This window comes from Actinoplanes octamycinicus, from assembly GCF_014205225.1.
Taxonomy (GTDB): domain Bacteria; phylum Actinomycetota; class Actinomycetes; order Mycobacteriales; family Micromonosporaceae; genus Actinoplanes; species Actinoplanes octamycinicus.
On sequence record NZ_JACHNB010000001.1, the window covers coordinates 6,852,030 to 6,875,193 of the forward strand.

26 protein-coding genes are annotated in these 23,164 nt (G+C 71.3%); 12 read left to right on the forward strand and 14 right to left on the reverse strand.

Going from position 1 to position 23,164, the window contains the following annotated elements; translation table 11 throughout:
- Positions 1-534: 534 nt before the first annotated feature.
- The 3 genes from BJY16_RS30660 to BJY16_RS30670 form a co-directional block, all read right to left on the reverse strand.
- Entirely contained in the window at positions 535-897 is a 363-nt protein-coding gene (locus tag BJY16_RS30660) for a hypothetical protein (protein WP_185043022.1), read from the reverse strand.
- Positions 898-939: 42 nt separating this feature from the next.
- On the reverse strand, positions 940-1,365 hold the full coding sequence (locus BJY16_RS30665) for a hypothetical protein (protein WP_185043023.1): 426 nt from the start codon (positions 1,363-1,365) through the stop codon (positions 940-942).
- A gap of 135 nt (positions 1,366-1,500) precedes the next feature.
- On the reverse strand, positions 1,501-1,746 hold the full coding sequence (locus tag BJY16_RS30670; protein ID WP_185043024.1) for a hypothetical protein: 246 nt from the start codon (positions 1,744-1,746) through the stop codon (positions 1,501-1,503).
- A 93-nt stretch (positions 1,747-1,839) separates the two neighbouring features.
- Here BJY16_RS30670 and BJY16_RS30675 point away from each other — a divergent pair, with 93 nt between their 5' ends.
- Positions 1,840-2,271: a cupin domain-containing protein gene (locus BJY16_RS30675; RefSeq protein ID WP_185043025.1), complete on the forward strand. Its 432-nt coding sequence runs from the start codon at positions 1,840-1,842 to the stop codon at positions 2,269-2,271.
- Between the two features lie 26 nt (positions 2,272-2,297).
- Here the strand turns inward: BJY16_RS30675 and BJY16_RS30680 are convergent, their stop codons facing one another.
- Together BJY16_RS30680 and BJY16_RS30685 are read right to left on the reverse strand one after the other, a co-directional pair.
- Positions 2,298-2,783, reverse strand: coding sequence for a ricin-type beta-trefoil lectin domain protein (locus BJY16_RS30680; protein ID WP_203759330.1), 486 nt, complete (start codon positions 2,781-2,783; stop codon positions 2,298-2,300).
- Positions 2,784-3,419: 636 nt separating this feature from the next.
- Complete coding sequence (locus BJY16_RS30685) at positions 3,420-5,747, reverse strand: exonuclease domain-containing protein (protein ID WP_185043027.1); 2,328 nt, start codon at positions 5,745-5,747, stop codon at positions 3,420-3,422.
- An 801-nt stretch (positions 5,748-6,548) separates the two neighbouring features.
- Between BJY16_RS30685 and BJY16_RS30690 the strand changes: the two genes are divergently transcribed.
- The gene (locus BJY16_RS30690; protein ID WP_185043028.1) at positions 6,549-7,271 is read left to right on the forward strand and encodes a ComEA family DNA-binding protein; all 723 of its coding nucleotides are present in this window, start codon (positions 6,549-6,551) and stop codon (positions 7,269-7,271) included.
- Between the two features lie 532 nt (positions 7,272-7,803).
- On the opposite strand, the gene BJY16_RS30695 is transcribed toward BJY16_RS30690, so the two are convergent.
- Positions 7,804-8,355, reverse strand: a complete 552-nt coding sequence (locus BJY16_RS30695) for a hypothetical protein (RefSeq protein WP_185043029.1) — start codon at positions 8,353-8,355, stop codon at positions 7,804-7,806.
- Between the two features lie 596 nt (positions 8,356-8,951).
- On the opposite strand from BJY16_RS30695, the gene BJY16_RS30700 reads away from it, so the two are divergent.
- Positions 8,952-9,254 carry a hypothetical protein gene (locus tag BJY16_RS30700; protein ID WP_221502049.1) on the forward strand — a complete coding sequence of 101 codons (303 nt, stop codon included), beginning with the start codon at positions 8,952-8,954 and terminating at the stop codon, positions 9,252-9,254.
- A gap of 367 nt (positions 9,255-9,621) precedes the next feature.
- Here BJY16_RS30700 and BJY16_RS30705 read toward each other — a convergent pair whose 3' ends face one another.
- Positions 9,622-10,218: an HD domain-containing protein gene (locus BJY16_RS30705; protein WP_185043031.1), complete on the reverse strand. Its 597-nt coding sequence runs from the start codon at positions 10,216-10,218 to the stop codon at positions 9,622-9,624.
- A gap of 14 nt (positions 10,219-10,232) precedes the next feature.
- Positions 10,233-10,535, reverse strand: a complete 303-nt coding sequence (locus BJY16_RS30710) for a hypothetical protein (protein ID WP_185043032.1) — start codon at positions 10,533-10,535, stop codon at positions 10,233-10,235.
- Positions 10,536-10,642: 107 nt separating this feature from the next.
- Between BJY16_RS30710 and BJY16_RS30715 the strand changes: the two genes are divergently transcribed.
- The 4 genes from BJY16_RS30715 to BJY16_RS30730 are packed head-to-tail and all read left to right on the forward strand — an operon-like array spanning position 10,643 to position 12,681.
- Positions 10,643-10,972, forward strand: coding sequence for a hypothetical protein (locus BJY16_RS30715; protein ID WP_185043033.1), 330 nt, complete (start codon positions 10,643-10,645; stop codon positions 10,970-10,972).
- Positions 10,973-10,990: 18 nt separating this feature from the next.
- The gene (locus BJY16_RS30720; protein WP_185043034.1) at positions 10,991-11,461 is read left to right on the forward strand and encodes a hypothetical protein; all 471 of its coding nucleotides are present in this window, start codon (positions 10,991-10,993) and stop codon (positions 11,459-11,461) included.
- Between the two features lie 36 nt (positions 11,462-11,497).
- Positions 11,498-12,340 carry an MBL fold metallo-hydrolase gene (locus BJY16_RS30725; RefSeq protein ID WP_185043035.1) on the forward strand — a complete coding sequence of 281 codons (843 nt, stop codon included), beginning with the start codon at positions 11,498-11,500 and terminating at the stop codon, positions 12,338-12,340.
- A complete protein-coding gene (locus BJY16_RS30730) occupies positions 12,337-12,681 on the forward strand; it encodes a nuclear transport factor 2 family protein (RefSeq protein WP_203759332.1) in 345 nt (114 codons plus the stop codon). The genes BJY16_RS30725 and BJY16_RS30730 overlap by 4 nt, the downstream gene beginning before the upstream one ends.
- Here the strand turns inward: BJY16_RS30730 and BJY16_RS30735 are convergent.
- The 4 genes from BJY16_RS30735 to BJY16_RS30750 all read right to left on the reverse strand — a co-directional run bounded on the left by BJY16_RS30735 (position 12,670) and on the right by BJY16_RS30750 (position 17,059).
- A complete protein-coding gene (locus BJY16_RS30735) occupies positions 12,670-13,620 on the reverse strand; it encodes a S1 family peptidase (protein ID WP_239177982.1) in 951 nt (316 codons plus the stop codon). The two genes, BJY16_RS30730 and BJY16_RS30735, sit on opposite strands and share 12 nt — an antisense overlap.
- 171 nt (positions 13,621-13,791) lie before the next feature.
- Positions 13,792-15,147, reverse strand: coding sequence for a cellulase family glycosylhydrolase (locus BJY16_RS30740; protein ID WP_185043036.1), 1,356 nt, complete (start codon positions 15,145-15,147; stop codon positions 13,792-13,794).
- Positions 15,148-15,269: 122 nt separating this feature from the next.
- Positions 15,270-15,899 (reverse strand): response regulator, encoded by a 630-nt coding sequence (locus BJY16_RS30745; protein WP_185043037.1) that lies wholly within the window; start codon positions 15,897-15,899, stop codon positions 15,270-15,272.
- Positions 15,896-17,059, reverse strand: a complete 1,164-nt coding sequence (locus tag BJY16_RS30750) for a sensor histidine kinase (protein WP_185043038.1) — start codon at positions 17,057-17,059, stop codon at positions 15,896-15,898. Before BJY16_RS30750 ends, BJY16_RS30745 begins: the two co-directional genes overlap by 4 nt.
- 148 nt (positions 17,060-17,207) lie before the next feature.
- On the opposite strand from BJY16_RS30750, the gene BJY16_RS30755 reads away from it, so the two are divergent.
- The 5 genes from BJY16_RS30755 (at position 17,208) to BJY16_RS30775 (ending at position 21,003) form a co-directional block, all read left to right on the forward strand.
- On the forward strand, positions 17,208-18,284 hold the full coding sequence (locus BJY16_RS30755) for an ABC transporter permease (RefSeq protein WP_185043039.1): 1,077 nt from the start codon (positions 17,208-17,210) through the stop codon (positions 18,282-18,284).
- Positions 18,281-18,964 (forward strand): ABC transporter ATP-binding protein, encoded by a 684-nt coding sequence (locus BJY16_RS30760; protein ID WP_185043040.1) that lies wholly within the window; start codon positions 18,281-18,283, stop codon positions 18,962-18,964. The genes BJY16_RS30755 and BJY16_RS30760 overlap by 4 nt, the downstream gene beginning before the upstream one ends.
- A gap of 67 nt (positions 18,965-19,031) precedes the next feature.
- Entirely contained in the window at positions 19,032-19,940 is a 909-nt protein-coding gene (locus BJY16_RS30765; protein WP_185043041.1) for a hypothetical protein, read from the forward strand.
- Positions 19,941-20,035: 95 nt separating this feature from the next.
- Positions 20,036-20,617, forward strand: coding sequence for a hypothetical protein (locus BJY16_RS30770; protein ID WP_185043042.1), 582 nt, complete (start codon positions 20,036-20,038; stop codon positions 20,615-20,617).
- The gene (locus BJY16_RS30775) at positions 20,614-21,003 is read left to right on the forward strand and encodes a YybH family protein (protein ID WP_185043043.1); all 390 of its coding nucleotides are present in this window, start codon (positions 20,614-20,616) and stop codon (positions 21,001-21,003) included. The genes BJY16_RS30770 and BJY16_RS30775 overlap by 4 nt, the downstream gene beginning before the upstream one ends.
- A 6-nt stretch (positions 21,004-21,009) precedes the next feature.
- Here the strand turns inward: BJY16_RS30775 and BJY16_RS30780 are convergent, their stop codons facing one another.
- Together BJY16_RS30780 and BJY16_RS30785 are read right to left on the reverse strand one after the other, a co-directional pair.
- A complete protein-coding gene (locus BJY16_RS30780) occupies positions 21,010-21,567 on the reverse strand; it encodes a hypothetical protein (RefSeq protein ID WP_185043044.1) in 558 nt (185 codons plus the stop codon).
- Positions 21,568-21,582: 15 nt separating this feature from the next.
- On the reverse strand, positions 21,583-23,115 hold the full coding sequence (locus BJY16_RS30785) for a sensor domain-containing diguanylate cyclase (protein WP_185043045.1): 1,533 nt from the start codon (positions 23,113-23,115) through the stop codon (positions 21,583-21,585).
- Positions 23,116-23,164: the final 49 nt, after the last annotated feature.

Here is a 23,164-nt window from a genome sequence, read left to right on the forward strand (position 1 = left end):
GTGTCTCGACAGTCCTGAAGCACCCGTGAGGACCAGCCGGAACCGTGACTCGCGCCGCGGTCGTGAGCGGGCCGGGCCTCGCGATCCGCCGGCGGACCGTGAGTCGCGCCGCGGTCGTAGGCCGGCCGGGCCCCGCGATCCGCCAACGGAGGGCGCGCTCGTCCCGGTCCAACGGCTGGTCCTCACGGGTGTCTCGACGGTCCTGAAGCACCCGTGAGGACCAGCCGGGACCGTGAGTCGCGCCTCGGTCGTGAGTGGGCCGGGCCTCGCGATGCGCCGGCGGACCGTGGGTCGCGCTGCGGTCGTAGGCCGGCCGGGCATTGCGGGGCGCCGGCGGGCCCGCACGACACGCGCTGCGGTCGTCAGTGGGCCGGGCATCGCGGGCCGGCTGCCACGGGGCCGGCAGTCGTACCGGAAAGGGATCCGCGAGGGTGGGAAGGGCATGGCGGCAGCGAAGGTGGTCTTCAGGCAGCCATGAGCATCGGAGGCTGTCTGCTGCCACTACGGCTGCGCTGCCGTGGGCGGTGCGGCGGGTCAGGGGGAGCCGCTCTCGGCCATCTCGACGAACGCGACGAGGGCGTTGGCCAGCGGCGGCACCACGATGAGGAGGCCGGCCAGCAGGCGCAGACTCATCGCCCGGAGCGGGATGCAGACCAGCGCCAGGAACGCCAGGACCGCCACGCCGCCGGTCACGAACGGCCAGACGGTGAAGGCCGGACCGGACACGTCCCGGCATCCGTGACCGAAGCCGTCGCCGCAGCTCGAGTCGAGCCCGCCGACGAAGGCGGCCCCCGGCAGGCAGCACAGCAGCGCCACGGCCGCCACGGACGCGAGGCCCAAGGCCAGGCCCGTGCCGGCGACCCGGTCCTCCGTCGACTCCGGTGGATGCTCCGTCACGGCAGCCACCGTAGGACATGGACGCCCGTCGTCAGACCGGCGTCACTTCTCCTCGCCGCCGATGATCCGGGTGTCCTCGCCGACCGCGCGCATCGGACGGTAGGGGCCGTTCAGCGGCATCCGGACCCGGCCGATCGCCACCACCTCGCCGGCGTCGGCGGCACGGACCGCGTCGGACATGTCCCGCAACGCGGTCTCCATGTCGATGTGCAGCACCGCCATCGCGACCTCCAGCCCGCACCGGATCGCCGTGCACGTGCGGCACTCGGCCTGCACGCACTGCTGCCGGTGCTCGTCGGCGATGGCCAGCAGGATGCCGTGCTGCGCGACCGAGTAGGCGCAGCTCGTGCAGCCGTCGGTGTGTTCGAACTCGGCGATGAACGAGGCGATCCGCGTCTCGGAGACACCGTAGGCCTCGGCGAGCCCGGTGGTGGCGATCAGCATGCCGCTGCCGTCTTTCTCAGTCACCGTCGTCTCCCCCTGACGTCTGGTGATGCCGTTGTAGCGTGACGCTACGCCGACGCTTCGACGGGCAGCTATGGGCCGTCAGCGCAAGCCCGGTCATCCGAATGGGTGATCGCTATCGGCCAATGGCGCTCGTGCCTAGCCGATCAACACCACCCGGTACGGTCCACCGGCGACTTCGAAGCTGAACGTCAGTTCCGTGGGGGTAGGCCGGAAGCCGCCGGAGACCCAGCCACCGTCCGGGGTGTAGAGGCTCGCCACCACGTCGACGTCCGGGTGGATCGGGTTGGCGATGGTGAACGATGCCGGCCCGTCATGCGCCGGGATGGTCGCGATGAACTTGCGAGGCACCTGATCGGTCGCGGTCGCGTGCAGCAGGGTCATGATCGTCATTCAAGCCGCCGACCGGCCGCCCGTCCCGGTTTCCGCGCTGAATCAGTCCGCGACTCCACGACCGGGTTGCATAAAGTCCCCGGCATGACCGACCGACCGCCGCTGGCCGAGCAGTTCGACATGACGCCGCATCCGGAGGGCGGGTGGTTCCGGGAGACCTGGCGGTCGCCGCACACCTTCCGGCCGGACGGATACGACGGGCGGCGCGCCGCGGCGACCGCCATCTACTTCCTGCTCCACCCGGGCGAACGGTCGGCGTGGCACGTGGTGCGCTCGGACGAGCTGTGGTTCTGGCACTCCGGCGGCCCGTTGACGCTGACTCTCGGCGGGACCGGCGAGCGGCCGGGCGCCGAGCAGCCGTTGCTGCTCGGCCCGGACCTGGCAGCCGGTCAGCAGCCGCAGTTGCTGGTGCCGGCCGGCTGCTGGCAGGCGGCCGAGCCGGCCGGCACCGACCCGGTGGTGGTGAGCTGCGTGGTCGCGCCCGGCTTCGAGTACGCCGACTGGCGGCTGCTCTGACCACCGAGGGCGGTCCGGGGAAGCCGTCAGTGGTAGCGCCAGGCGAAGATGTTCGGGACGTTGGCGATGCTGTCCGGGTCGTCGGCGGTGTTGGGGTTCAGATCGCAGTCCCGCTGCACGCGGAGGTCATACGTCGACTGTCCCCCGACCTCGGTGCCGACCGGCCGCAGACATCCGCGGTAGGGCACGTTGACGAACTTCACCCACGGCGGGCTGCCCACCGCGTTCCAGACGCTTTCCGGCTCGTCGCAGCTGCCCAGGCCGACATAGTTCGCGGTCAGGAGCGTGAGGCAGTTGCCGGACGCGACGTGCTTCAGGGTGAGCTGGCCGGCATCCTCGCTGTAATGCCACAGCTGGTAGTCGATGTCCCCGTGGCCGCACCGGTGGAGGTAGGCACTGCTTCCGTTGCCGTCCAGGCACCAGCCCGGGTTCCCAATGTTCGCGTAGTGCGTGGATCCCTCAGCGGACGCCGGTCCGGCGCCCAGCGTGGTGCTCGCGATCGCCACCGTCATCGCGACGCCGAGAGTGACAGATTTCCGGAGTGCCGTCATGAGCGTGCCGCCCTTTCTCTCTGGGTGCGAGAGGGCCCTTCACGGACAGGTCTAAGGCAGCAGGCGTTGTCTCGTTCCCGGTCAGCAGGCCCGGAAACGGCGGCGATCAGGCCGGAGCGATCCGCCGGAGCTGTGAGGGCGTGCCGGCCCGGCCTTGGTGGCGGCTGCACCGCTCGATGATCGTGACCATCGCAGAGGTTGCCGCTGCAGAAGCTGCAGTTGTCGTTGCCGTGCCGGCCTGGTGGTGACGATCAACAGGCCCGGTCAACGTTGGGATCCGATTCATCCCCGCTGATCCCGCCGAGGGCACTAGCCGCGCCAGTGGCTAGTGCCCTCGGCGACTGTTCGTCGCGGTAGCTGGCCGAACTCGGGACGCCCACCGACCGACATGTGAGCAGGGCGTCGCTGTCATCCGCGGCGGCCGACGTGTGTCGGATCAGGTCCCGGCCTTCGGCGTACGGATCGTCTTGGCCAGGCGTTCGCGGTGCGGTGCGGGTGGTGTCCTCGCCGACCTACGGGGCCCTGGCTGGCCGGCTGGGCACCACGCTCGGACCTGCCGGTCCGCGCTGTCGCTCACGTCAATCGCTCGTCGTGTTATCAGCGTGCCGCCTCGGCAATCCCGGCTTGGTCGAGCGCGGCTTGATAGGCGGCTTGGACTTCCTGCGGTAGACGGCCTCGCGGGCCGACAACGTACCCGTTCTGCCTCGCCCAGGCTCGCATTACCGCTGGCGAAGCCGGGATCCCAGGAACATCCCTTCCCACGGCTTTCGCTGCCGCAGTCTGGTCTTCAGGCGGCGCGACGGTCAGCGCGGCAGGTTGCACGTAGGCGAGCATTTGCTCGAACACACCGGGCCGCAAGATACGGGTGCCGTGCTGGCCGGCCGCCTCACCTTTTCGAGATTCCGGGCGAGCTTCCGGCGTGACCAGCACGGCAGTCAGCCTGGATACATTGTTCATCACGCGCAGCCCGGCCGCCTGCGCCGCGATCTCGAGGCGCTCGCGCCGGTTCGGCTCGCCGCCGGTGAACGCCACCTTGTCGCCGACGCGCAGCGGTTCGCCGTACGTCCATCCCGGCGGCAGCGGTCGACGGTCGCGGCTCAGCTGCGCAAGCCATTCCGCGTCGGCTGCCGAGAGCAGCCGCTTGACCATGCTGACCGGCAGTCCAAGCACCGCAGCCGCGTTGTTTAGTTCGCGCCGCTCGTCCATGGTCACGCGGCCATCGGCGACCGCCTGGCGAGCGAGCGCCAGAACGAAGCCTTCATGGGCTGCGTCAACGTCCGTCCGGCTAAGACCCGCGAACCGGGCGTGATCCGCCAACGCCGCCGCTTCGTCTTCGGTGAGTACGCCGTCGTCGAGCGCTTCGGCGAGTAACTCGAGGTATCCGGCGGCTGAGGGTGGCGCGCCATCGGGCAAGACGTCGGCGACCGGCAGATCTTCCAACAGCGCTGCCAGCGCGCCGGCCGGGGCAGGGATCGGCGGCGGCACCGCCGGTGGCCGCGGCTTGGCAACCACGGCGGACTGCGGTATTTGCGGCCAGGGGACCTGGGCCGCCTGCGCCGGTAGCCGCCGGTGCTCAGCTGCCCGCCGGTGACCGGAACCGAGGTATATGCGCAGCAGCCCGGCGGTGGCGCGGGCATCCTCCAAGGCCGCATGGGCGTCGGTGAGGACGACCCCTGCGGCGTGGCAGCAGTCGGGCAGCCGACGCCGCTGCAGACCGGGCAGGTAGTCGTGACTTTCCCGGTAGGTGCACAGCGACACCAGGTGCGGCAGCCGCAGCCGCGCCCGGGCGAATTCGGCGTGCAGGAACCGCAGATCGAATTGAACGTTGTGACCGACGATGACGCGGCCGGCCAACCGCAGGGTCAGCTCTCCCACGATGTCGGTGAACCGCGGCGCGTCTGCTACATCGGCAGCCGTGATTCGGTGGAGGCTGGTCTTGCCGACCGGCCCTTCCGGGTTCACCAGCGTCGTCCACTCGTCGACGACATTACCGTTGCTGTCGGTCGCGACGACCGCCACCTCGATGACCCGGTCGTACTCGGGCGACAGGCCACTCGTCTCGACGTCGATAACGGCGAAACCGCTCGCCCCGTGCCCATCCCCCGCAGTCTGCCTTGCCAGCCGCTGCGCCACCTCGTTCTGGGCGTCTCTGGCCAGCTCGGCGGACTCCTCGTCGAGCAGGTCGTCGATGGCACCAAGCTCACCATGCGGTTCCGGGCGGAGACACACGTGGGATGCCCACGCCTCGATGATCTCGTCAGCGTCGGCGGTGTCCCAACGGATGTGCTCGATCGCCGCCCGGGCCAGCGAGAAGGCGAGAATGCAGGGGCGGCGCAGATCGTTGCGGACCACCACGGCGCGGACAGATTGGATGCCTGGTGCCAACGCGAATGTCTGCCTGACGGCAGCAAGCGAGTGGCTTTTCACCATCGCGGTGTGCACCTGTGCCCGTTGCACGCCGGTCAGTCCTGCAGGAAGGGCGCTGTCTGTCGCCGCGACCAGCGCCAGGGTTGTCCGGTCGTCGTCAACGTGCATGATCGCCACCGGAACGTAGGCGGGGACCCCGTCGAACGCGGACGCCAGCACTCCGAGGACCGTATCTTGGTCGTTGCTGGCCAGCCGCCGCCACTGATCGTCGAATCCGGCCTGCTGCGCTGCTCGTTGCGCTTCGCTCTCAACTTGCTGCAGGGCGATCCACTGGTCGGTGTAGTCGGCTGCCGTCTGCCGCGCCCGGGCCCGGCCTGCCCGGTCGAAGAACCGGACGCCCTGCAGCGCATGCTGCTCGTAGTGCCGGTACACCGACTGCCGATCCGGCAGCGGGGCCGGGACCGCGATCCGCGGGCGTGCGGATGCGAAGTCCTCCCGATGGGCTCGAGTCAGCCGTTTGATGACCGCCGGGTCGGTCAGACCTAGATGATCTTCCACGGCTTGCCACGCTAGCCCGGACCGATCATCGGCCGGCAGCCTCCGGATGGAGCAGTCCAATAGCCGTACGATCATGATCCGCTAGGCATGTCGCCATCCGGTACCAGCCTTATGGTCACGTTGGTCCAACCGCCGTTCTCCAGGCCACCGGTACTTGGTGCCTCTACCGAAGCTTCAGTGGCGGTTCCAGCCGGCAGCGAGGACAACATTCACCCGCCCGGCGGGTGAGCTGCGATCGGTACCAATGATGTTGCAGACGGCCATCCGCGCTGGCCAGCATGGTCGGCGTCGCGCCTCCACATCGACAGGAGTCACTGCGACGATGGAACCACCCCGCCGCATATCGTCAGATCGGCTCGCTGGTCCAGTTGCCCCTCGGACGACTGCGAAGCGTCGTCGGCCGGGCTGCAAGATGTCACCTGCGGCGGGACTGGTGTCGTGCGCCGGCCGCTCAACTGACGTCGCCGCGCCCGTCTGTCGGTGTCACCAGCCGCCGTGTCAACGCTGCGCCAGCAACTCCCTGCCGGACTGCCGCACGAACTGCGACCGGCCCCAGATTCCCGGCCAACAGCAGTTCGTGCGGGCTTGTGCCAGCTCGAGCGGTCGCCGTGAATAATGCGTCGACGTATGGCATACGGTGCGCCGCTTCAAGTTCATCAGCGGAGCCGACAGGAGGCTACCGACTGGGTGAATATGACGTATTGCCGCTGATCCTTGTTCCGTCGTTCAGCGAGCCAGAACCCTCCGAACAGCTGAACGGCGAAGCCCTCCACCAGCGGTGAGGCTTCTTATCGTGTGCGCATGCACCCGCACGAACCGCCATCCGTCCCACTGCGTCCGGCACCACCGCCACCGCTGGCCCGTTATCTCCAGACGCAGTGGTGGTTCCTGGTCCCGCTGCTGTCGGCTGGCCTGGCCACCTTCGTGATGGTGCTTTACGGCGGCTACCGGCTCAAATCCAAGCTGCACATGGCAGTCGCAGTCGGCTACCTGATCGAGGTGATCGGCTACATCGTCGGTGTCGACGCATTCATCGTCGACAGTCGGCCTTACAACCTCGTCGTCGGCTGCCATGTACTGGTCTGGACGATCGGCACCGGGCATGTCGTCTTTTTGCAGCGGCTGGTGCGTAACCGGGGCGCGAACGAGCCACCTCCGGTGCCGGCGACACCATCAGGGAACACGCTGGCGCTTGCTCAGGCCGCTGCGCGCGCGCAACGCCGCCGCGAGGCTCAAGAGCTGGTTGTGCAGAATCCGGTCGCTGCGTTCGAACTGAAGGTGGGTCGGCCCGACGTCCCGAACCGTCAGTTCGATGACGGCGGCCTGATCGACATCAACCACGTTCCGGCCGAGTGGCTGGTGCACGGCCTCGAGATCACCCCCGAACAGGCGTTGCAGATCGTCGAGGTGCGGCAGCAGCGTGGCGGATTCCTCGTGCCCGACGAAGTGATGCTGCACTGTCCGTTGATCCAACCGGCCCGCTTCGAGCTGATCCGTGACCGCCTCACCGTGCTGCCTTTTTGAGCCGACTGGACGGGTGAAAGGGGTTCGGCTCGCCCCACCCGGCTCACCGCCCCGGCGCAGAGATCCCGTCGAGTATTCAGGGCAGCGTGCCGTCACCAAGCGCCGGCGGTTCATGGGCGCCGTCCGCAGCCGCGATCACTTTCGCGTCGGACTTGGCTTGCTGGTTGACTTCGGCGAGCGGGCGAGCGGGCGAGTCGGCAAGGAAGCGCCCTTGTCTGTCGAGGCGGGGGTGCATCCCGCAGCCCGCGCGAGCGCCGCCGCTGCGGCGACGATGCGGCGTCCATTCACTGTCCAGGCGCCCTTCCGAGATCGCGTGCTGAGTCGTAGTCGCCAACGATGACGGCGGCCTGCGCAAGGATTTTCTGCTATGAGCCCACATGTTCCAGTACCACGAAGTCGGCATGATCCAGGGTCGCCGCATGCTGGGACCACCTGACGCACCTAACTGCATACGGTGTGCGGCTCTCTGCCTGACCGCCTGCCGAGCATCCGGTCGTAACCGAGACACACAGGCGATGCACTCGCTCAGCTTCTATGGCGCGTTCGCGTCTTCGTGCTCTGCGACTTCGGTCCTGTGCCACTCGGCGACTGGCGTGCGCTTCCGATGCACGGTGATGAGCCGCCTCTTGGCGCGCTGATTCCAGGAAGTCAGCTTCAGGCCCACTTCTAAGCGCAACCGGGCCAACGGCATGATGGCTGCTATGACCGTCGTGGCAGTCATCGTAAGCATGCAGATGATCCCCGCCGGGGCGGCTAACATGCTGGCCCGGCCGCCGGCGGCGAGCATCCAGACGGCTGCGATCTCGCCAACAACGATGAGCCCGAGGACGGTATGGGCAGTGAGAAACAGGCGAGTCTTGAACCGGCTCAACTCGGCTTGCTCGTAGCGGCGAAACCATTGCCGGAACAGAGACCAGTCGGGCTCCCCCTCGATGGCCTTGTACGCGCTTGTGTAGAACCTGCGGACATTGTGACGCCAGCCAGTCAGTGGATCCCTGAGTAGCGCGCTGACTTCGACGGCAAATGCGATTAGAAGGGCGGGGAGAACTTGCGCCGTGGTGGCGAAGAACGACTCGCTGAGCACGTCACGATCCTTGCATCTGACCTTCTCGATGAACAGATCTTGACAGGTACTCACGGTTCTTTAAGTGGCTGACCACGCCGACAGGGCGGCTTGGACGGTTCCACCTGCCTCTCCCCGGCCTGGCCCGTTTCACATACTCGGCAACCGTAGCCACCTATCGTCATTCGCACGCCCCTCGACGAGGTAGCAGCCACCTGCGTGGCCCTGTCCTCATTTGGATCGCCGCCGGCCGCACCCACGACGGCCAGATCACCGCCGTCGGCGCCGAGTCCGGCATGGTCGAGCTGCGGGTCCGGTGGCAGCAGTCGCCGTACGACTGGCTGCCCGGCGGCCGGTACTGGCACCCCACCCACCTGCGCATCGTCGACGGGCGGACCAACCGGCATGAGACCCATGACCCATCTGATTCTGAGTCGGGACCACCGCGAGCATGCTAGATCGAGGAGCACTCGCTGCAGCCATCGCCGACATCACGCAAGGAGCCATCTACAGCCCCCCGACGCCAACACCGGCACCGACCGGCACGCGGTCGTCGTCTCCGACCGGTCGCTCACTCCAGCGGAGGCGGACAGCATGTACTGGGTCGAACTGGAACCATGAACGGCATGACCCCCGATCAGCACCGTGCCCGCGCCGAACAGCTCACTCGCGACGCCGACGAACTGTACGAAATGCTCAACGCCGGCCCGGACCGAACACCGGAAGACGCCTACGACTGGCAGCTCTTCGACGCCCGGGTTCGGCTTGCCCAACTGCACGCCACCCTCGCCCGGCAGCCCTCCGCAACGGCAGCACGACCCGCGCCGGACACCCGATCGGCGATACCGGCCGTCCCGCGCAGGCCCGCCCCACTCGGGCGGCCTGACCTGCATCCCGAGGTGGCTGGGCCGGAATCCTGAGGCTGCCGGATGAGGACAGGCCGGCAAGAAGACCCCTCTGCCGATCTTCACCGCAACTGCGGGACACCATCGATACGGACAATCACGGACCGCTGCCGGCTTCCAGCGCTGGGGTCACCGGCCGGAGCAGTGATGACCGGCCGGATGCCGATCTCGGCCGAACGAGCGGGGCACAACATCGGTGAGGGTGTGCCCCTGTTCGTGGTGACCTTGCCTGACGGGTCGACGCGGGTTTACCCGGCGGAGCGGTGGCAGTTGCGGCAGACAGGTACACCGGGCTCCCTCTGACACGCCGGATTGGGGCACCGGGGATGAGCCCGACCGTGAGGAATCAAACGACGGACGGACCAGCGTTCGCCTCGGCCCGTCACATCATCCTGTGGCCATATTCGCTGGCCAGCGACGCGAGGTCCGGCTCGCCGTAGGTGGTGACCAGGTCGGTGAAGCGGGCCGCCTTGTCCGGGCCGAAACGGCCGACGCTCACCGTGTACGCCGCCGCCGAGACGAAGACCGGCGGGTTCTTCTTGCTGTGGAACTTGTCGGCGTACATGACCAGCTCCTCCTCGCCGGTCGCCGGGACGTAGTCGGCCGGCGGCAGGGGCAGGCCCTGGTCGAGCACGTCGGCCCGGGTGACGCCGACGCCGGTGTGGCAGGAGCAGAACCGGCACAGCTCCTCGGGGAAGCCCTCGGCGGCCAGCAGCTCGTGGCCGAGCACGCCGTGCCGGATGTAGTTCGGGTAGTCGAGGACGCCGTCGCGGCCGTAGAGCCGGTAGACGCCGATGTCGTGCAGCAGGCAGCCGGCCCGGACCAGGTCACGGTTCAGGTCGAGGCCGAGCCGGTCGAGGAGCTGCTCGGCGATCCGGCAGACGATCCGGCAGTGCGTGAACACCGACGCGAAGGCCTCCGGTGTCGGCGCGGCCCGCTCGTGCAGCGATCGGATCTCGTCGTCGGTAGGAATCCACACAGGGTCGAATGATGTCAGCCGGCGGCCATCCGGATCAACGCGTTGCCGCCGAGCATCAGCAGGTCGGCGCCGGCCACGAAGGCCATGCTGCGCCGCATCAGCTGCGCGCTCGTCTCCGGGTCCGGGTTGGTGACGCCGCGCACCGCGAGGATCAGCGCGCAGACCACCAGCGCGATGCCGGGGACCAGGACCAGCCCCACCGAGCCGGGCGTGCGGCCGCCGGTCACCAGCAGGGTCAGCATCACCGCCGGGAGGACGCCGAACAGCACCACGGCACCCGCCCCGCACCACCGCAGCGTCCGCACCACGTCGGTCATCACCACACCCTTTCGATCGCCACGAGCTTAGCCACGGGTGTCCGGATACCGGCCAGGTGGCCCGCCGGTTTGCCGGACAATGGCGGGACGAGGACGGGGAGGTGGCGGTGTCGGTCATTCCGCAGGCGTACCCGCTGTGGTGCGCGACCCTGGACGGCGACGACGTGCGTGCCGGCCGGGTGATCGGCTGGATGTCGGACCAGCCGTCACCGGAGGCCGTCGCGGCGGAGAAGGTGGCGGACGCCGCGGCGGCATCGGGCGCCGAGGCCCGGTTCTCCCCGCTGGTGACCTGGGATCCGCCGCGCGGCGTCCTGGTGGCCGGCATCCTGGTCCGGTGCGGCCGGTCCGGAAGCGGCCAGTTCGTCCCGTTGCACTTCGCCGACACCCGGGAGGCGGCGGTCGAGGCGGTGCGAGCGGCTCAGGAGAAGCGTGCCTGACCTCATTACCATGCCCGCGTGGCAGACACGACAGTGTGGACTCCGGTCATCGCCGGCGGGATCGGCGTGCTCGGTGCGGTGCTCGGCGCTCTGGTGACCCATCTGGGCACCAGCCGCCGCGACGAGCAGCAGGGGCGCCGGCAGCGCGCCGAGAAGCTGCGCGACACCCGCGCCGCGCTCTTCCTCGACCTGATGGAGTTCCTGGAGAACCTGGACAACCGCCTGCTGGTCGACCTCAGCCAACGCGACGGGTTCCTCGACCAGATGCCCGACGTGCAGCACCCGGGCCGCCTCTCGGCGCGGGTGGACCTCTACGCCGACCCGGACCTCCGGCGGGCCTGGGCCCGGGTGGTCGACGCCGAGTACGCGATCCGCTCCGAGTGGGACGACCCGACCGGCGAGAACCCGCACGAGCTGATCGAGGACGCCCGGACGGCGGTCGCCACCGTGCAGGGCCTGCTGCGCGAGCGGGTGGCCACGCTCGCCTGACCGGAGCGCCCCGCCGGAGGACGCTAAGCTGCCCCGATGAGCGAGCACGGGGGCTTCCGCGAGGTCGCCGACCGGGTGTACGTGCTGCGGTACCCGGTGCTGGACGTGAATGTCACGCTGGTCACCGCGCCCGGGGCGGCGCTGGTGGTCGACACGCTGTCCACGGCGGCGCAGGCCGGTGAGCTGGCCGAGGCGATCCGCCGGATCACCCGGGACCCGCTGATCGTGGTGAACACCCACCACCACTTCGACCACTGCTTCGGCAACGCCACGCTCGCCGGCCCCGGCTCACCGGTCTGGGCGCACGAGGAGGCCGCCCGCGAGCTGCGCGACAACTTCAAGACCTTGCAACATTTCTGGTACGAGGCATGGCTGCCGAGCGAGCCGGAGCTGGCCACCGGGCTGGCCGAGGTGACCGTGCGGGTGCCCGACCGGCTGGTGCGCGCCGAGGCGACCGTGGACCTGGCCGGGCGGCCCGTGCGGCTGCACCACCTCGGGCGCGGGCACACCGCCGGCGACCTGGTCGTCACGGTGCCGGACGCCGGCGTGGTGCTCGCCGGTGACCTGGTCGAGGAGGGCGCGCCCCCGTCGTACGGTAAAGACGCCTTTCCTCTGGAGTGGCCGGACACGGTCGCCGCGCTGCTGCGCCTGGTCGCGCCGGACGGGGTCGTGATGCCCGGGCACGGCGCGCCGGTGGACCGCGCGTTCGTGACCGCCCAGCACCGGCAGCTCGCCGAGCTGGACCGGCTGATCCGGCAGGGGCACGCCGACGGCGCCGCAGCCGCTGAGGTGGCCGCCCGCTCCCCGTTCGGCGCGGCGGCGTCGCTGGGCGCGGTGCACCGCGGCTACGCGAGCCTCGGCACGACAATCGACGGATGACTTTCGACGCTGACCGGCTCGTGCGCGCCTTCGACGAGGCCGAGTTGCACGCCGACACCGAGGCGCTGGACGCGCTGCTGGCCGATGACTTCCGCTCCATCGGGGACCAGGGCCGGGTGCTGGACAAGCAGCAGTGGCTCGGCAAGTTCGCCGGTTTCGCCTACCTGAGCCTGACCAGCAGCGACGTTGAGGTGTGCCGCTACGACGGCGCGGCGATCGTGCGCCTGGTCCAGCGCAGCGAGTCGACCTGGCAGGGCCATCGGATGGCGCTGACCGTGCGGGCCGGTCAGACCTGGGTGCGGCAGGACGGCGGCTGGCCGGCGTCCAGTTCAGCCCGCTGAGCGAGAGCTGACTTCCGGCCCGCGCGCGGTCCGGGAGCCGGCCTGCGGCTCGCGGGCCGGACGGGAGCCGACTCGCGGGCCGTTCGGAGCCCGGTGCCGCCAGCGACCGGCCTCCGCCCGGGTGCGCTGCGAGCGGGCCAGGGCCACCGCCGCCACCAGTGCCAGCAGCAGCGCGGCGCCGGCGGCCACCGCGGTGCGCGGGTCGTCGAGCGGACCGGTCCGGCCGCCGATCGTGTCGCCGATCCAGCCGGCCAGGTTGTCAGTGCGGGCGCTGAGGTCGGCGCCCTCGTGCGGGCAGGACGGGCCGCTGCTGACCACCGCCACCAGCGTCGGCGGGTCCTCCCGGAAGTAGGGTCCGCCGGAGTCGTGCGGGCAGGCGCTGGTGTACCGGTGCGGGCTGCGGCCGGAGATCTCCAGGACGGTGTCGCCGACCCGGTCGACGACGAACGTGCCGGTCTGCAGCCGCTCCGGGATCTCCGTCCCGGTGCCGGCCAGGCCGTACCCGGTCAGCCGGACCTGCTCCCCCGGCTGCGGCGCGCGGTCGCCGACGACGAGCGGCGCGACGCCGGTGACCGCCTCGGCCAGCTCGGCGAGCGCGACGTCCGCGGACTGCGCCTGCCGGACCCCGACCACCTCGACCCGGCGGCCGCTGACGGTAGCGGTGGTCTTCTCCGCGACGGTACGGGCGACCCGCTCACCGTCCGCGTCCCGGAAGCAGTGCCCGGCGGTGATCACCCAGCGGGGCGCGATCAGCGCTCCCGAGCACCAGCTGTCCCGGCTGCCGTGGTCCTCGGTCGGGATGCCGGTCATGGTCAGCCGCGCCGAGAACGCCCACTGCCCGTCGCCGGCGTCCCGGCCGTAGGCGATCGCGGCGGCCGGCTGCGCGCCGGTCAGCACCACGAGCAGGGTCGTGAGCAGGGTCGTCAGCACTCGCAGCACGGCGGCACCACCACAACGGTCGGCGGATCAGGGCACCTCCATGCTCTGAAACCGGCCATTCGACGACCGTCAGGCAGACGCTTACGGAACCTTTATGCCGCGCGCGGGCGTACCGAAAGCGGGGTGAACGGGTGGAGGGGCCGCGCGTCGCGGCCCCTCCGTGAATCGGGATCAGCTGGCGGTGCAGCTTGGGGTGGGGATCGAGTTGGTGCCGGTCCAGGAGCCGAGGAAGCCGAAGGACGTGCTGCCCTTGGCGGCCAGGCTGCCGTTGTAGCCGGCGTTCTTGGCGGTGACCGTGGCGCCGCTACTGGTCACGGTGGCGGACCAGGCGTTGGCGACGGTCTGGCCGTTGGCGTAGGTCCAGGTGACGGTCCAGCCGCTGATCGCCGAGCCGCCGGCGGTCACCTTGACCTCACCCTGGAAGCCGCCCGGCCACTGCCCGGTGATCGCGTAGGTCGCCGAGCAGGTCTTGCCGGTCGGCTGCGACGGGGACGACGACGGCGGGACCGAGGGCGACGACGGCGGCACCGACGGGGACGAGGTCGAGGTGCCGCCGAAGACGGTGGCCTCCCTGGCGGTGGCCTTGATCCCGTTGGGGCCGTCGAAGACCCGGCCGTACCAGGTGGTCTTCTGGTTGACGTCGAAGCTGAGCACCATGTCCAGGACCGGGTCGGTGTTGCCGGACCAGGACCAGCCGAGGTAACCGAGGCCGCGCTTGACCGCTTCCGAGATCACCGTCTGGTCGTCGACCTCACCGGCCGCGAACTGCCAGCCGAACTCGCCGATCAGCAGCGGCCAGCCCTTGGACTTGAAGGTGTCCAGGTACGAGGTGATCGTCGACGCCTGGTTGTAGACCGCGTACATGTGGATCGACAGGATGGTGTTGTGCTGGGCGTCCGCGTCCAGCACCGCCTGGCCGTTGGCGAGCATCACCTGCTGCCAGTCCTGGCCCCAGTTCGGGGCGTCGATCATCAGCAGGTGCTGGAAGCCGTTGTCGCGCATCTTCTTGATCGCGGCGGTGGTGGCGGCGGTCCACTGGCTCGGGTTGGTGTTGCCGATCGGCTCGTTCCCGATGTTGATCGCGATGTAGTCCTCCTGGCCGGCCAGCACGCTCTTCAGGCTGATCCAGTAGTTGACCGCCTGGTCGAGGGTGTAGGCGGCGCTGTCCTCGCCGTACCCGGTGGTGTCGTGGTCCTCCAGGACGCAGATCAGCTTGTTGGCCTTGCACATCGAGATCACGTTGGCCACGTCGCTCGCGCTGTTCGCGGTCCAGCGGCCGCCGGAGAGCACCACCCGGACGGTGTTCGCGCCGGCTGCCTTGATGTTGGCGAACGAGCTGGTCTGGCTGGTGTACCAGGTGTGGGCGTGGTTGACGCCACGCATGACGAACTTGTTGCCGTTCGCCTCGTAGATGTCGGTGCCGACGACGTGCAGTCCGGTGGCGGCGTAGGCGGGGCTGCCGAGCGCGATGACCGCGCCGGCGGCGGCTAGCAGGGCGGCGCAGAGTGCGACGAGGACTCTTCGCATGATCTGCCCCTTTCTTCAATCGATGGGGGACGTTGGCGGGAGCGCTCCCATAAGACTGGGGATGTTTCTTCAGTAGGTCAAGATAGTCAACGGTGTATTTCCGTACGCCCTCCGCGCGCCGGTCAGCGCCGGATCAGCCCGAGGCTCGTGGCGGCGGCGACCGCGGCGGTTCGCGAGTCGACGCCGAGCTTGAGGTAGATCCGCGCCAGGTGGGACTTGACCGTCCCCTCGGTCAGGTGCAGCCGAGCCCCGACCCCCTGGTTCGACAGCCCCGCCGCGACCAGCGTGAGCACCTCGGTCTCCCGGCGGGTCAGCGCCGTGTCCGGCTGCCGCAGCCGGCTCAGCAACCGGTCCGCGACCGACGGCGCGAGAGCGGTGCGACCGGCCGCGGCGGTCCGCACGGCGGCGGCCAGCTCCTCCGGCGGCGCGTCCTTGAGCAGGTAGCCGGTCGCCCCGGCGGCGATCGCCGGCAGCGTGTCCGCGTCGGTGCCGTAGGTCGTCACGATCACCACCCGGGGCGCACCCGGACGCGCGGTGATCGCCGCGGTCGCCTCGGCCCCGGTCATCCCGCCCTTGAACTGCAGATCCATCAACACGACGTCGATGTCGCCGTCCGCCGCCCGGGCCACCGCCTGCTCCGCCGTGGCCGCCTCGGCCACCACGGCCAGGCCGGGCTCGGTCTCCAGCACCGCGCGCAGCCCGGCGCGCACGACCGGATGGTCGTCGGCGATCAGCAGCCGGATCGTCGTCACCCGGCCCCCGTCCCGGCCGGCACCTGCACGGCCAGCGCCGTGCCGCCGCCACCGGTCCCCTCGATGGTGAGCGTGCCACCGAGCGCCTGGGCGCGGGCGCGCATGGCGGTCAGCCCGAAGCCGTCGGTGCCCGCCGCCGGGTCGAAACCGGCGCCGTCGTCGACGACGTCCAGCGCCACCTGGTCGCCGAGGTAGCTCAGGGTCACGTCCACGGTGCCGGCCCCGGCGTGCCGGACGACGTTGGACAGGGCCGACTGGGCGATGCGCAGCAGCGCGGTCTCGGTCGCCGGCGACAGCGGCACCGGCTCGCCGGTGCGGTGCAGCCGGGCGGTGATCCGGTGCCGGGCGCTGGTGGTCGCGCAGAGCTGGTCCAGGGCGTCGACCAGGCCGGCGTCGTCGAGCGCCGGCGGGGTGAGCGCGGCGACGAACCGGCGGGCCTCGGCGAGGTTGTCGACGGCGGCCTGGCGGGCCTGCGCCACATGCCCGGCAGCCGTGGTCGCGGTCTCCGGCAGCGCGCGTTCGGCGGCCCGCAGCAGCAGCTGGATACTGGACAGGCCCTGGGCCAGGGTGTCGTGGATCTCCCGGGCCAGCCGCTCCCGCTCGGCCAGCACGCCGGCGGTGTGCTGGGCCGCGGCCAGATCCGCGCGGGTCGCGGTCAGCTCCTCGATCAGCCGGCGGCGCCGCTCGCTCTCCCGGTACAGCGCCTGGTAGCCGCGGACCACGGCGATCGCGACGGCCGCGCCGAGCGCCGGCCCGACCACGATGCCCAGCGTCAGCGCCCCGGCGTGGGCGGCGAACCCGGTGATCGCCGCGAGCGCGGTGACCAGCACGGCGACCACCCCGGTGCGGCGCGGCAGCAGGTGCAGCTGCAGGAAGTACAGCGGGAAGGCCACCCACACCCCGTCCGCGGACAGGGCCAGCAGCACCAGCCACCCGGTGCCGAGCCCGGCCAGCCAGGCCCACGGGGCACGCGCGAACCACACCCCGGCGCCGTAGGTCAGGGCGAGCACCACGGCCACCGCCGCCACCGGCCAGGCGTGCGGCGCGGGGCCGGCCACCGCCCGGCCGGCGGCGAGCACCAGCAGCCCGGCGAACAGCAGATGCAGGCACCACCGCAGGCCACGGGCGGTGCGCGGCAGGGGCGACACGGTCACGGACATGATCTGTTCAGGGTACGAAGGGCCACGCCCGGCCGGCCTCTGTCGAAAGATGCAAACCACATCCGGTCCTCCGGCAGATGCCCGCACCCCCGCCCGGCGGCGACCGTGGACACCACCACATCACGCCGAGGAAAAGGGACGTACCACCGTGTTCGTCGCATGGCGCGACCTCAAGTTCGCCCGGGGCCGGTTCGCCCTGATGGGCGCCGTCATCGTGCTGATCACCCTGCTGGTCGGGTTGCTGTCCGGGCTGACCGCCGGTCTCGGGCAGCAGAACATCTCCGCGATCACCGGGCTGCCCGCCGACCATCTCGCCTTCACCGCCCCCGCCGCGGGGCGGGACCTGTCCTTCGCCGACTCCACCGTCACCGCCGAGCAGCTCCGGCGCTGGGCCGCCACCCCCGGCGTCACCCGCGCCGAGCCGCTCGGCATCGGCACCACCCGGGCGTCGGCCGGCGCGGCGACCGTCGCCGTGTCCGTGTTCGGCGTCCAGCCCGGCTCCGCGCTGACGCCCGGCGGCGACCGGATCGCCGACCGGTCCGTGCTGCTGTCGGTCACCGCCGCTGACCAGCTTGGGGTACGACCGGGCGACGCGCTCACCCTCGCCGGGCAGAGCCTGACCGTGGCCGCCGTGCGGGGCGACGCCTCGTTCAGCCACACCCCGGTCGTCTGGGCCGGTCTCGCCGACTGGCGCCGGGCCACCGGGGGATCCGACCGGACGGCCACCGTGATCGCCCTGACCACCAGCGACGACGCCGACCTGGCCGCGGGCGACCGGGCGGCCGGCACCCGGACCGTCAGCCGCGACGACTCGCTGTCCGCGATCGGCTCCTACACCTCGGAGAACGGCTCGCTGCAGCTGATGCGCGGCTTCCTGTTCGCCATCTCCGCCCTGGTCATCGGCGCGTTCTTCACCGTCTGGACGATCCAGCGCAGCGGCGACGTCGCCGTCCTCAAGGCCCTCGGCGCGTCCACCGCCGGCCTGCTGCGCGACGCGCTCGGCCAGGCCGCCGTCCTGCTGACCGCCGGCACGCTCACCGGCACCGCCCTCGCCGCGGCGGCCGGCGCCGTCCTCGCCGGTGGCACCGTGCCGTTCCTGCTCAGCCCGGCCACCATGCTCGTCCCCACCGCGATCATGATCGTGCTCGGCGTGCTCGGGGCGGCCCTGTCCATCGGCCGGATCACCTCGGTCGACCCGCTGACCGCCCTGGGGAGCGCCCGATGACCCTGCGCCTGGCCGACGTCACCCTCACCTACCCGGACGGCGACAGCCGGCTGACCGCCCTCGACCGGGTCAGCCTCGACGTGCCGCGCGGCACCGTCACCGCCGTCGTCGGGCCGTCCGGCTCCGGCAAGTCCAGCCTGCTCGCCGTCGCCGCCACCCTGATCGCCCCGGACAGCGGCACGGTCACCGTCGACGGCGTCCCCGTCACCGGCCTGAACCGCGCGGACCAGGCCGTGCTGCGCCGCCGCAGCATCGGCATCGTCTTCCAGCAGCCGAACCTGCTGCCCGCCCTGACCGCCGCCGAGCAACTCCAGGTGATGGCCGTCATCGACGGCCGCCGCCCGGCCGCCGCACGCCGGCGGGCCCTCGATCTGCTCGACGCGGTCGGCCTGGCCGCGCAGGCCGGCCGGCGCCCGCACCAGCTCTCCGGCGGCCAGCGGCAACGGGTGAACATCGCCCGCGCCCTGATGAACGACCCCACCGTCCTGCTCGTCGACGAGCCGACCAGCGCCCTCGACCACGAACGCGGCGCCACGATCATCGGCCTGATCACCCGGCTCACCCACCAGCGCGCCACCGCGACGATCCTGGTCACCCACGACCGCACCCACCTGACCACCGCCGACCGGATCACCGAGGTCCACGACGGGCGGCTCCGCGACCAGGCAGGCGCCCGATAGCCGCCACCTCGGAGCGGTGCCGGACGGTTGTTCTCAACCGGCCGGCACCGCTGCCGATGCGGTGGCCGTGACCGAGCCGCCCCACCCTCCCCAGCACCGCGGACGCCGTCGCTGGGCGGCCTTCGCCGCGGTCGCCGTCGTCGCGGCGATCGGCGGCGCCGTGGTGGCCCGCCGGTGGCCGCGCCGCACTCCCCCGGCGCCGGTCCCGGCTCTGGTCACGGTGTCGGATCCACCGTCGCCGCCCGCTCCCCCGCCGGCGTCGGCTCGCCCGGCCGGGCCCACCCCGGCTGCGGCCCGGCGCCGCGCCTTGATCGCCGTCGCCACTGTCGCCATGGCCGCCGCCATCACCGGCGTCGTCGGCAACTCGATCCCGACCGGCCCGCCGGTGTACGAGATCACCAATGACGCGATCGCCCACCTCGACACGCTGACGCCACGGCCCATAACCCCGGGCTGGATGATTACACCGAGCCCACCGGGGCCCCTGCCGACCCGGACCTCACCGGGCTGGCCGGAGCCGACGTCGGCTTGGACTCCGCCGCCGGCTCCGGTCCCCGCCGGCGGCGTCGTCCCCTACGACGGCACCGTCGTCCTGCACAGCGACTCCGGCGAGGAGGTGCAGCTGGCGATCGCCGACTACCAGAACCCGGCGGTGCTGCCGGTCAACCCGGCACTCCGCCCGGCTGCCGGCCACCGCCTGGTCGAGGTCGCCGTCCGGGTGCAGACCACCGGTCGCATCCCGTTCGTCCCCGACCTGGAGAAACAGGCCTGGGTCCTGGACCGGGCCGGCCACCGCTACCCGGCGGACCTGGCCAAGACCACCTTCCACAGCGGCGAACCGTCCGGCGTGCCGCAGTTCTCCGTCACCACCCGCTCGATCATCTTCGAGGTACCGGCCGGCGCGGGCCTGAACCGCTTCCGCCTCACCCGCCACCCGGGCAAGCCGTCCCAGACCCAGGTCTGGCGCCTGCCCTGACCGACCCGCGCGGCGGTATTCGCCCGTTCTCGCGCTCGGCGACCGCCGTCCGAGATCTGCTCGCCGGCCGGGCGTCGAGGGCCGAGGCTCGGGAGATGCTCGCGAAGGCACGGGAGAGGAAACGGGTGCCGGCCCGGTGGCGGGGCCTGACCGTCTGCGTCTGTGGCTATCTGCTCGGCCTCGGCGGGCTCTATTACCTGACCGTGGCCGACATCGCGGAGGCGTACACCGTGCTGGGCGCGGCCCTGGTCACCGTCGGCGGCGCCGAGTTCGGCCACGGGATCGACCAGGAGGGCCGGCGGACCGCGTTCCGGCTGCTCCTGACGCTGCTGTCGCTGCTGGCCATCGGGCTGGCCATCGGTAGGTGGCACGACGACTTCGCGGCCGGGGCGCTGACGGTGATCCTGGCGGCGGGCGCCGTGCTGGTCGCCCACCTCGGTCACCCGCTCCTCGCTCACCTGCTCGACGCCCGGCAGCACGAGTGGATCGGGTGGGGCGCCGTGATTCTGGCGATCGTGGCCGGGCTGGCCGGGGTGTGGCTCTGGCGTGGCCGAGCCGACGTCGCCGCCGCGATCGCCGCCGCTCTGGTCACGGCCGGCGGCACGCTGATCGGGCACGCCCGGGGCCGGACGGGACAGCGGACAGCCGCCGGCCGCACCTATCCTGGTGGGGCATGACGGATTCGCAGCCGCATCACGACGATCTCACCGCCCACCTGGCCGCCTACCTCGCGGCGTTCGCCACCGGCTCCCTCGCCGCCCTGGACGAGTTCTACGAGCCGGACGCGATCGTGGTCCCGCAGCCGGGCGCCCCGCGGACCGGCATCACCGAGCGCCGGGCCGCCCTGCAGCACCTGCTCGACTTCGGCGTGCCGATGCAGGCCGAGCTGCGGCAGCACTACGTCACCGGGGACCTCGCGCTCACCGTGGTGGACTGGTCGATACGCGGCACCGCCCGCCAGGGCTTCCCGCTCGACCTGCACGGCGTCGCCACCGACGTGCTCCGGCGCGGCACCGACGGCCGCTGGCGCTACGTCATCGACAACCCGTTCGGCACCGCCTGACCGCGGTCAGAACTCGGCGCCCAGATAGCGGCCACCATTCTGCTCGGCGAGCCGGGTCAGGTGCTCGGTCCGCTGCCGATTCTCCGTACTGGGCACCAGATCCGGAAATGTCGCCTTTACCTGCCAGCACGCCGGCTCGCCGCCGGCGGTCCCTTCGAGCGCCGAGGAGCCGGACGTCTCTTCGAAGGCCGAGGAGCCGGCCGGCGGCGGAAACGTCGCGGTGACGCCGCCCTCCGAAGCCAACTGACCCGCCACGGTTTCGGCCGCCTGCTCGTCAGGCAGCCCCAGCTGATACGTCACCGTCCGCGGCGACGGCGCCGGATACTCGTCATCCGCACCCATCGCCCAATGCATCCGCCGGCACAGGTCGGCGAGCAGCGCGTTCAGCTCCCCCGCCGACGCACCGTCCGCCAGCGGCCCGTGCCGGGACAACCGCCGCACCAGCCGCGAGACCAGTTCCGGGTCGAGCCGCTCCGCGGTCAGCTCACCGTGCACGGTGACCAGCACCCCGAAGATCGCCGCCAGATCGGCTTCGGGCAGGACCCGGCCGGACGCGTCAGTCATCCGCCCAGTAAAGCGTTACGGCAGCCCCGCCGGAAGCCGCTCCGGGACGGCCGTGACCACCCGGTCGCGCCCCTGCTCCTTGGCCAGGTAGAGCGCCCGGTCAGCGCACTTCAGTAGCTCCTCGGCGCTGCCGCCGGCCGCCAGCTCCGCCACCCCCGCGCTGAACGTCGCCCGCAGCGGCCCGAGCGGGGTCCCGACGACCACCTCCGAGCAGCGGCAACGCCACTGATCGGCCAGTTCCGCGGCGGCCCGGGCGTCGACGCCGGGCAGCAGCACCGCGAACTCCTCGCCGCCGTACCGGGCCACCGTCCCGGCCGAGCCGACCGACCCGGCCAGCTCCTGCGCCAGCCGGATCAGCACCTCGTCGCCGACCGCGTGCCCGTACGTGTCGTTGACCGCCTTGAAATGGTCGACGTCGATCATCACGGCCGCGAGCGGGTGACCGGACGCCACCTGCTCACGCAGCACCGTGGTCAGGTGCCGGCGGTTGTAGACGCCGGTCAGCCCGTCGCGGAGCGCCTGGTCGGTCAGCTCGGCGCGCAGCCGTTCCAGCTCGGTGACGTCCCGGACGACCACGACGGTGCCCGCGCCGGTGCCGGTCTCCGGCGACATCCGCACCACCCGCACGTCGTAGATCCGCCCGTCGGCGGAGGCGACCGTCTGCTGGTCGATCCCGGAGAACACCAGCGCCCGTTGCGGGCCCAGCACGTCCTGCCAGCGGCGGCCGACCGCGCTGCCGGCCGGGCCGCCCAGCGCGGCGAGCAGCTCGGCGGCCGCCGGGTTGGCGTCCAGGATCCGGCCGTCCGCGTCGAGGACCATCACCGCGTCGCTGAGCGCGGCGATCACCTGCTTGTAGGAGACCGGGGTGCGCCGGGCGGGCGTCCCGAAGCGTTCCGCCCACCACCACATCGAGGCGGTGACCAGGAACAGGATCGGGGTGAGGTCGAGCTGCCGGTCCTCGGTGAGCAGCAAGATGCTGATCAGGTTGCCGGCCGCCGGCGCCAGCCCGCCGATCAGGAAGATCAGGAAGACCCGGCGGTGCCCGCGCACCGCCCGGCGCATCGCCGCCACCGCCCGGCCCATCCCGATCGCGATCATGGTGTAGCAGTACGCCGTGTGCAGCCAGTACAGCGGCCCGAAGTGCGGGGTGACCCCGCCGTCCGGGTGGCTGGTGACCGTGCTGAAGAACGCGTGATGTATCGGATCGGTCGCCACCACCACGGTCAGCAGCACCGGGTGGATGAGCAGCAGGGCGTGCCACCGGCGCAGCCGCTCCAGGCCGTACCCGGTGAAGACGGTGACGTGCCAGTGGAAACCGGCGACCAGCATCGCCACGCCGGGGAACATCGCGGAGGTGGCGGCGAGCGCCACGGTCGGCGAGGCGACGGCGGCGAACGCCTGGGCGAGCGACCACAGCGCGGCGCCGGACGTGATCAGGGCCAGCGACTTGGCCAGCGGGGTGACCTGCCGGCGACGCCAGGACAGCAGCGCATACAGCGCCGCGGCCAGGGCCGCGGCGACGTAGGCCGGGACCACTACGGCTCGCACGCGGTCCCGTTCGGCCGCCGGCCGCGGAAGCTGAGCGGATCGGGCGTGG